The sequence below is a fragment of the Oceanobacillus caeni genome, assembly GCF_042678465.1.
Classification (GTDB): Bacteria; Bacillota; Bacilli; order Bacillales; family Amphibacillaceae; genus Oceanobacillus; species Oceanobacillus caeni.
Map to the genome: position 1 here is coordinate 1 of NZ_JBHTKV010000052.1, position 7,458 is coordinate 7,458.

At 37.0% G+C, this 7,458-nt stretch carries 5 protein-coding genes and 1 rRNA gene; all 6 read right to left on the minus strand.

The annotated features are described in order from the left end of the window. Window positions 1-404: 404 nt before the first annotated feature. Window positions 405-1,670, minus strand: coding sequence for a dihydrolipoamide acetyltransferase family protein (locus ACFQ18_RS17765; protein WP_047186542.1), 1,266 nt, complete (start codon window positions 1,668-1,670; stop codon window positions 405-407). Window positions 1,671-1,693: 23 nt separating this feature from the next. Next, window positions 1,694-2,737: an alpha-ketoacid dehydrogenase subunit beta gene (locus ACFQ18_RS17770; RefSeq protein ID WP_047186541.1), complete on the minus strand. Its 1,044-nt coding sequence runs from the start codon at window positions 2,735-2,737 to the stop codon at window positions 1,694-1,696. Between the two features lie 23 nt (window positions 2,738-2,760). Beyond that, window positions 2,761-3,708 carry a thiamine pyrophosphate-dependent dehydrogenase E1 component subunit alpha gene (locus ACFQ18_RS17775; RefSeq protein ID WP_047186540.1) on the minus strand — a complete coding sequence of 316 codons (948 nt, stop codon included), beginning with the start codon at window positions 3,706-3,708 and terminating at the stop codon, window positions 2,761-2,763. A 25-nt stretch (window positions 3,709-3,733) separates the two neighbouring features. Beyond that, window positions 3,734-5,086: a dihydrolipoyl dehydrogenase gene (gene lpdA, locus ACFQ18_RS17780; protein ID WP_204798825.1), complete on the minus strand. Its 1,353-nt coding sequence runs from the start codon at window positions 5,084-5,086 to the stop codon at window positions 3,734-3,736. Between the two features lie 163 nt (window positions 5,087-5,249). Continuing rightward, window positions 5,250-7,076, minus strand: a complete 1,827-nt coding sequence (locus ACFQ18_RS17785; protein WP_047186538.1) for a sigma-54-dependent Fis family transcriptional regulator — start codon at window positions 7,074-7,076, stop codon at window positions 5,250-5,252. Window positions 7,077-7,384: 308 nt separating this feature from the next. After that, a 5S ribosomal RNA gene (gene rrf / locus ACFQ18_RS18115) occupies window positions 7,385-7,458 on the minus strand; the annotation flags it as partial.

Genomic DNA, 7,458 nt, shown 5'->3' on the forward strand with positions numbered 1-7,458 from the left:
AACTATATTTATAATTTGAAAAAATATAGAATTTGAACCTTGTTTACTTAGGCACATGGAAGTATGAATAATTAAGGATAAAAATTATTTTATTTCATTCCTCTATATAAATTTTCCTTTGTGTTATTCGGCTTGAGCAATACCTAGTTGCAAGAAGGGGGAGTATTTATACTTTATTTTTGTAAATTTAAAAAAGGTCATAGAATTTCTCGAATAAAATCGGCTTTTCTTGAAAATACTATGGTCTAGCCTTCATTATACACTTGGCACACTTTCATCTATCTATTTACAATTATTATAAACTAAGTAAATCCTTCATATGAAAACCTGAAGTAAGAAATTTGAGACCTTGGAAGATATATGGAGTAATTAAAATATCTTCCAAGGTCTTTTCTTTTGTTTATTTATAAGGTTAGTAGATAAGGTGATTCAATATATTTCATTACTAGATTTAAGAACTGTGCTGCTGTTTCACCATCTAGAATTTGGTGATCAAAAGTTAAGCTAAACGGGATTCTCTTAACTTGTTTCACTTTTCCCTCTTCCGTTAAGGCTAATTCCTCCTGTAATGCACCTACACCTAAAATACCACTTTCTGGTGAATTTAGAATTGGAGTGAAGTATTCAATTCCCGTTGCACCCATATTACTAATCGTAAAGGTAGCACCCGAGAGTAAATCACCGCTTGCTTCTCCATTTCTAGCTTTGGTTGAGATTTCTTTGATTTTTCTTGCAAGGTCTCCAATTGTTTTTTGATGTGCATTTTTAACAACTGGGACAACCAAACCGTCCTCAAGTGATGTGGCAATTCCCAAATGAACCTCATCCAATTCTTTTAGCTCACCGTTATAGTAGAGAGAATTCATTTTCTTGTAATCTTGTAAGGCAAGAACGGTTGCTCTAGCAATTAGTACAGTTATACTAAGTTTTACATCTAGATTACTTTTGTCAATTTCCTTTCGTAGTGATTTTTGGAAATCAATCAGTTTGTCTGCATTTACTTTTCGATGCAGGGTTAACTGTGCTGTTTGTGCTAAACTTCCACGCATTCCACGAGCAATAGCTTTGCGCATTGGTGAGAGCCCTTCGCCCACTGCTTCTAAATCAACGTAATTCTTTGTCCTTTCCTCCACTTCTAATGTTTCTGCTGGTTGATAATCGAACCCATTAGCTTCCACTCGCTGAATGTCCAATTTCGTAATTCGCCCATTACCACCAGTACCTTTGATTAATTCTATATCAAAGTTCATTTTCTTGGCCATTTTTCTAGCCAATGGGGTAATAAATATCCGCTCACCTTTAATTGTCTTTCCTTCCTTATCATCTGACTGACAATTAGGATCTTTTTCTTTTGATGTTTCAAAAACAATGGCCGATTCTTTCTCCTTCTCTTCAACATCTATTGAAACAGAAGCATTCCCGACCTGTTCACCTTCTTCTCCTATTGCTCCAAGCATCCCTCCTACTTCTACTTCATCACCAATATCCGCATTTTTGACTAACAGAACACCTGCAATTGGTGCTTCCACTTCTTGGGTAAGCTTTTCTGAACTAATTGTCAATATTGGTTCATCTTGTTCGATGTGGTCTCCGACTTCTTTGTGCCATTCTACAATTGTACCTTCTGTCATCGTCATCCCTAATTTTGGCATTACAATGGGTTCACTCATTTAATCATTCACCTCCTAAAAGTTTATTCTTTTTTTAAATCAAAAATTAATTCTTCTGCCACTTTTAACACCTTGTTCGCATCTGGAATATATGCTTTTTCCAAATTCGCGGCAAATGGTACAGGTGTGTCCGGTGCGCAAACAGTTTTAATAGGTCCATCTAAATAATCAAATGCTTTATCAGCGACGACTGAAGCTACATCTGTAGCAGTGTTGTTATGCGGATTTGCCTCATCAATTACAATGAGTCTTCCTGTTTTCTTTACAGATTCTAAAACGGTTTCTTCATCCCATGGTGCCACCGTTCTTAGATCGACTACTTCTATAGAAACCCCATCTTTTTCCAACCCTTCCGCTACTTCAAGCGCTACATGAACCATTTTGCCAATTGCAACGATAGTAAGATCCTTTCCTTCTTTCGTAACGCTTGCTTTACCAATCTCTACTGTATAATATTCTTCCGGTACTTCACCTTTCATACCATAAATCGATTTATCCTCTGAAAAAACGATAAGGTTATCCTCTTCAATCGCTGCTAACATCAGACCCTTTGCATCATATGGATTAGACGGAACAACCACTTTTACTCCCGGTATAGATCCAAACATTCCATATAAGGTTTGCGAATGCTGCGCAGCTGCTCCAACACCTGCTCCGTGTACCGTTCGTACAGTAAGTGGTATTTTAGCTTTCCCACCAAACATATAGCGCATCTTAGCTCCTTGATTCAATATAGGGTCTAAGGCAAAGCCAATGAAATCATTAAACATTAATTCAGAGATTGGCCGTAATCCAGTAGCAGCTGCACCTACTGCAGCACTAAAATAACCATGCTCTGCAATCGGTGTATCAATAACCCTTTCCCTCCCATACTTTCCAACGAGTCCTTTTGACAAACCAAATACACCACCAAATGCATCTTCATATACATCATCTTGGATGAGGTGATCAACTTCCGCTCCACCAGCAACGTCTGTTCCAATTAATATAACCCGATCATCTTTTTCCATTGCCATATCCATGCTTTCTGTGATAGCGTTCATAAATGAAATTTTCCTTTCAGCCATTGTAATTCCTCCTTTTACTTTTTTTATGCGAAAACGTCTTTATATAAGGATGATTCATCAGGTAATGGGCTAACCTCAGCAAATGCAACAGCATCTTCAATCGTCTTTTCTGCTGCTGATTCAATGGAATCTGCTTCTTCTTTTGTTATCCAACCATTCTCAACCGCCTTCCCCCGAAACTCTATGATTGGATCACGGTCTCTATTTGGATCATCCTCCGATTTGTATTTTTGTTCGTCACCTTCGAAATGTCCGTATTGACGATACGTATCACATTCAATTAATGTAGGTCCTTTACCAGCTTTTGCTCTTTCAATTGCTTCCTCCGTAGCTTTATACACTGCTTCAACATCCATTCCGTCCACACGTACACCTGGCATATTATAGGCTGACGCTCTTTCCGCAACAGTCTCAGACGCACTTGCATATCTAAACGGTGTTCCTTCACCAAATTGATTGTTCTCACAAACAAAGATAACTGGTAAATCCAAAATCGAAGCAAGATTTAAGCCTTCATGGAATGTCCCCTCATTCGAGGCGCCGTCCCCAAAGAAGCAAACCGCCACATTATCGTTACCTAACGTCTTAATAGAAAGTGCAGCACCAGCTGCTAAACCAAAGCCGCCACCAACAATCCCATTGGCACCAAGCATACCTTTATCGATATCAGCAACGTGCATTGATCCACCCTTACCTCCACCTAATCCATCCTTTTTACCCATAATTTCTGCCATCATCCCATTAATATCACAACCTTTTGCAATAGCGTGTCCATGACCACGGTGTGTACTGGTGATATAATCGCTATCTTCTAACTGAGCCATAACCCCTGTTGCAACAGCTTCTTCACCAGCATACAAGTGAACAAAACCTGGAATAAGACCCTTTCCAAAGATACGACGAACTTGTTCTTCAAAAAATCGAATCTCATTCATCTTTTGATAAATCCATAGAGCTGTTTTCTTTTCCATTTCAAATTCCTCCCTTTAATGCTTTTTACATATGAATAGCTTGTTTAAATAGGGCATTGGCGCTTTCACCAATTGTTTCTGAAACAGTTGGATGGGCATGTATCATTGTTGCCAATTCCGTAACGGTCCCCTCAGCGTGTTTCATGGTTAAGATCTCACCAATCAGTTCTGTCGCACCAGTACCAACGATAACAGCGCCTAAGATCTCTTCATAATTGTTTTCAGAAATAATTTTTACAAAGCCTTCTGTCGATCCCATAGCAATAGCCTTAGCATTTCCGCCAATACTTGACATGGTTACTTTCACATCGTAACCAGCTTCTTTCGCCTGTTCTTCACTTAATCCAAACGAAGCGACTTCTGGGTGTGTGTAAACACATCTTGGAATTTTTGTTTGGTCAAGATTTAAACTGTGATCGCCTGCCATTTCATGTACAGCAACAATTCCTTCTGCACTCGCAGCATGTGCCAATTGATAGGACCCAACCAAATCCCCTACTGCGTAAACATGTTTTCTACTCGTTTCATAAACCTCGTTTACTGCAACAAATTTATTACTTTCATCCATTTTCAAATTCAAATCCTGTGCCAATTTAATATTGGGCTTTCTTCCTGTTGCGACTAAAAGTTTATCAAAAGGTATCTCTTGATTAGATAAAATTACTTTGTTTTCTTTTACCTCTTTAATTTTTGCTTTTATAATAGTTTGAACCGATTGCTTATCTAATTGCTTTTTAATAATTTTTCTCGCATCATCATCCTCAGTCATTAAGATATCTGGGGCTACTTCGATAATCGTTACTTTCGTTCCTAATGGTGCCATAGCAGATGCCAATTCTACGGATATAACGCCTCCACCAATAATTACTAGTGATTTGGGTAGTTTTTTCAAATCAAAAAATGTATCTGTTGTCAGGTAATCAATCTCCTCCAATCCTTTAATTGGAGGTACAAATGGTTTACTACCAGTTGCTAATAAAATATCTTTCCCACTAATTCTCTCTGCACCAATATCAACCGTTAAATCTGCCTTTATTTTTGCTTCCCCTTGAAAGACGGTGACATTGTTTTTCTTAAGTAGATGAGACACTCCACCAGTTAACGTTCGAATAACTTGATCTTTTCGGTTCATTAATTTGGGAAAATCAATAGAAACTTCTCCTGTTTTAATCCCCCAATCATTTGCTTGCTTTATTCCCTCTACTAATTCACTATACTTTAATAGTGTTTTTGAAGGAATGCATCCAACATTCAGACAAGCTCCACCAATTTTTTCTCTTTCCACAATGGCAACTGTCTTCCCTAACTGTGCAGCTCGAATAGCTGAGACATATCCACCTGGACCTGCACCGATGATGACTACATCAAATACTTTCAATGTATCAACTCCTTTCTTCGCTGTTTCACTAGTTTATATGCAAAAAACATGCCAACAAGTAATATCTTGCTATGACTCCGCTTTCAATTACTTTGAAAATAAAAAATAAAAAAATGAGACGCTTTTCTCAAATCGTCTCATTTTTTCTCAAATATTTTATGAATTATAAGTTGAATTTCTTTATCTTTCTATATAATGTTGCTCTTGATATATTCAATTCTTCTGCAGCTCTAGATACCCTACCGTTATATTTAGCTAGCGCTTCTTTCATTCTTTTAATCTCTAATTGTGTTCTAACATCATAGTTTTCTATTTTCTTAGGTTGGGACTTGGCGGAAAGTGAAGTTGGTTCTAATACGGAGACAAGTTGTAATAACTCTTCATCGTTTGGTGTTTGATTGGTAAATAATATTTTGCATCGTTCCAAAGCATTATATAGTTCACGCACATTCCCTTGCCACTCTCCCTGCATGAAAATCTTCTCCAATCTCCTTATCCAACTAGGAAACCATCTTTCCCTCTCACAATAGTCATTTATGAAGTGTTTGATATCTTCTTTTCTCTCTCTTAGTGGAGGTATTTGAATAGGGAAAACATAAATCCGATAAAACAAATCCTTTCTGAATTTCCCCTCCTTTACCAACTTTCGAATATCCTCATTAGAAGCAGTAATTATTCTGATATTGAGACGAATCGAGCCTGTCCCTCCGATACGTGTTATTTCTCTTTGCTGTAGAGCTCTTAATAATGACACTTGCATCGATGATGACATTTCTTCGATTTCATCAAGAAATAATGTTCCACCATTAGCTTGTTGCAATTTACCTTTATATCCTTTGTTGTTTGCACCAGTGAAAGATCCTGGCTCATATCCAAACAATTCACTTTCTAGTAATCCTTCAGGTAATGCACCGCAATTTATTGTTAAGAAAGGACCGTTGGAACGACTACTGTTATCATGAATGGTCTGAGATATAACTTCTTTCCCAGTACCGGTTTCTCCATATATATGTACCGATGTATCCGTAGCAGAAACTTTCTTAACGTCCTCCAATACTTTCTGAAATGTTGCACTCGTACCTTTCACACCTTTAAAGTTAAGTGTTGAAGAATCCTTAAAAGGCATTTCGATAGGGATACGATATCCAATAATCCTATTTCCATTTTTAATAGGGATACGTAGATTTGATAGTTGTATATCCGTTTCTTTAATAAATTCAGATAAGGTACATCCGATGAGAGAATGATACGTAGAAGATAGTCCCGTTGGTAATGAATAAATAACTTCATTAGTTGAGCATATGATTGCATTCTGGTCGGAGTTAAAATCGGGTTGGATCAGCAGTTCCAAATCCTCTTGCACTTGTTGTTTCAAATCTAAAGAAATAGAATCAGCAGCTAATTTTATAGATGCTAAAACATAATTATAGTTAATCGAACGATACAGACTGGAAATGTTAAGTACACCAATTAAATTATCATCCTGTCCGAATATTGGAGCAGCAGTGCAATTCCATGCTTGAGAGGCAACTGAGAAATGTTCATATCCCTTAACCGTTATCGGCTTTTTCAAGCGTAGAGCAAGTCCAATCGCATTAGTACCAACTTCCTTCTCTCCCCACTTCGCTCCCTCGATAAAATAGATTTTATCAGCCGCATGTTTAACCGTGTTCTCTCCTTCTTCAAATAATATATAACCATCACAATCTGTTAAAGTGGTTACATAACGCCAGCCTTTTAAAAAATCTCTTAATTGTTCAATATGTGGTTTGGCTAAATCTAGCAATAATTGATTTTGCTTCTTCTTTCGTTTTAATGATTGTAAATCTAAGACCTTTCCAGCCTTACCACAATATGGGTTTACATTTTGATTTCTACAAAACTGCCAGGATTCAATTATTTCACTAGATATATTCGTTTCTTTCAATCCAATTGTCCCCTCATAGAGAAAGCGCTGCCAAATTTGTTTTGAAACAACTTTCCTACCCATGTTATTGATCCTCCTGTTAAGTTTTTATGTACTTAAATTATATACTTCATTATGATTTATGTTAAGTATGGGCTATTTATTCACTTTTAAAATATCAATGGACATCAACTCAAATGAGAAGAATAAAACTTGATAAATCACTATTCCCTCCGAAATATGTAACGTAAAATTACTATTAAATTGTTTAAATAACTCTTTATCATAATAGTTAAGATTAATTGTTTGGAAAGAATACTGTGTTTATCAAAGCTTTTCCCAATATAAAGAGACAGGATAAGATTTTTCATCCTATCCTGTCTTTTAGTTTTGCCTGGCGGCGTCCTACTCTCGCAGGGGGAACCCCCAACTACCATCGGCGCTGGAGAGCTTAACTTCTGTGTTC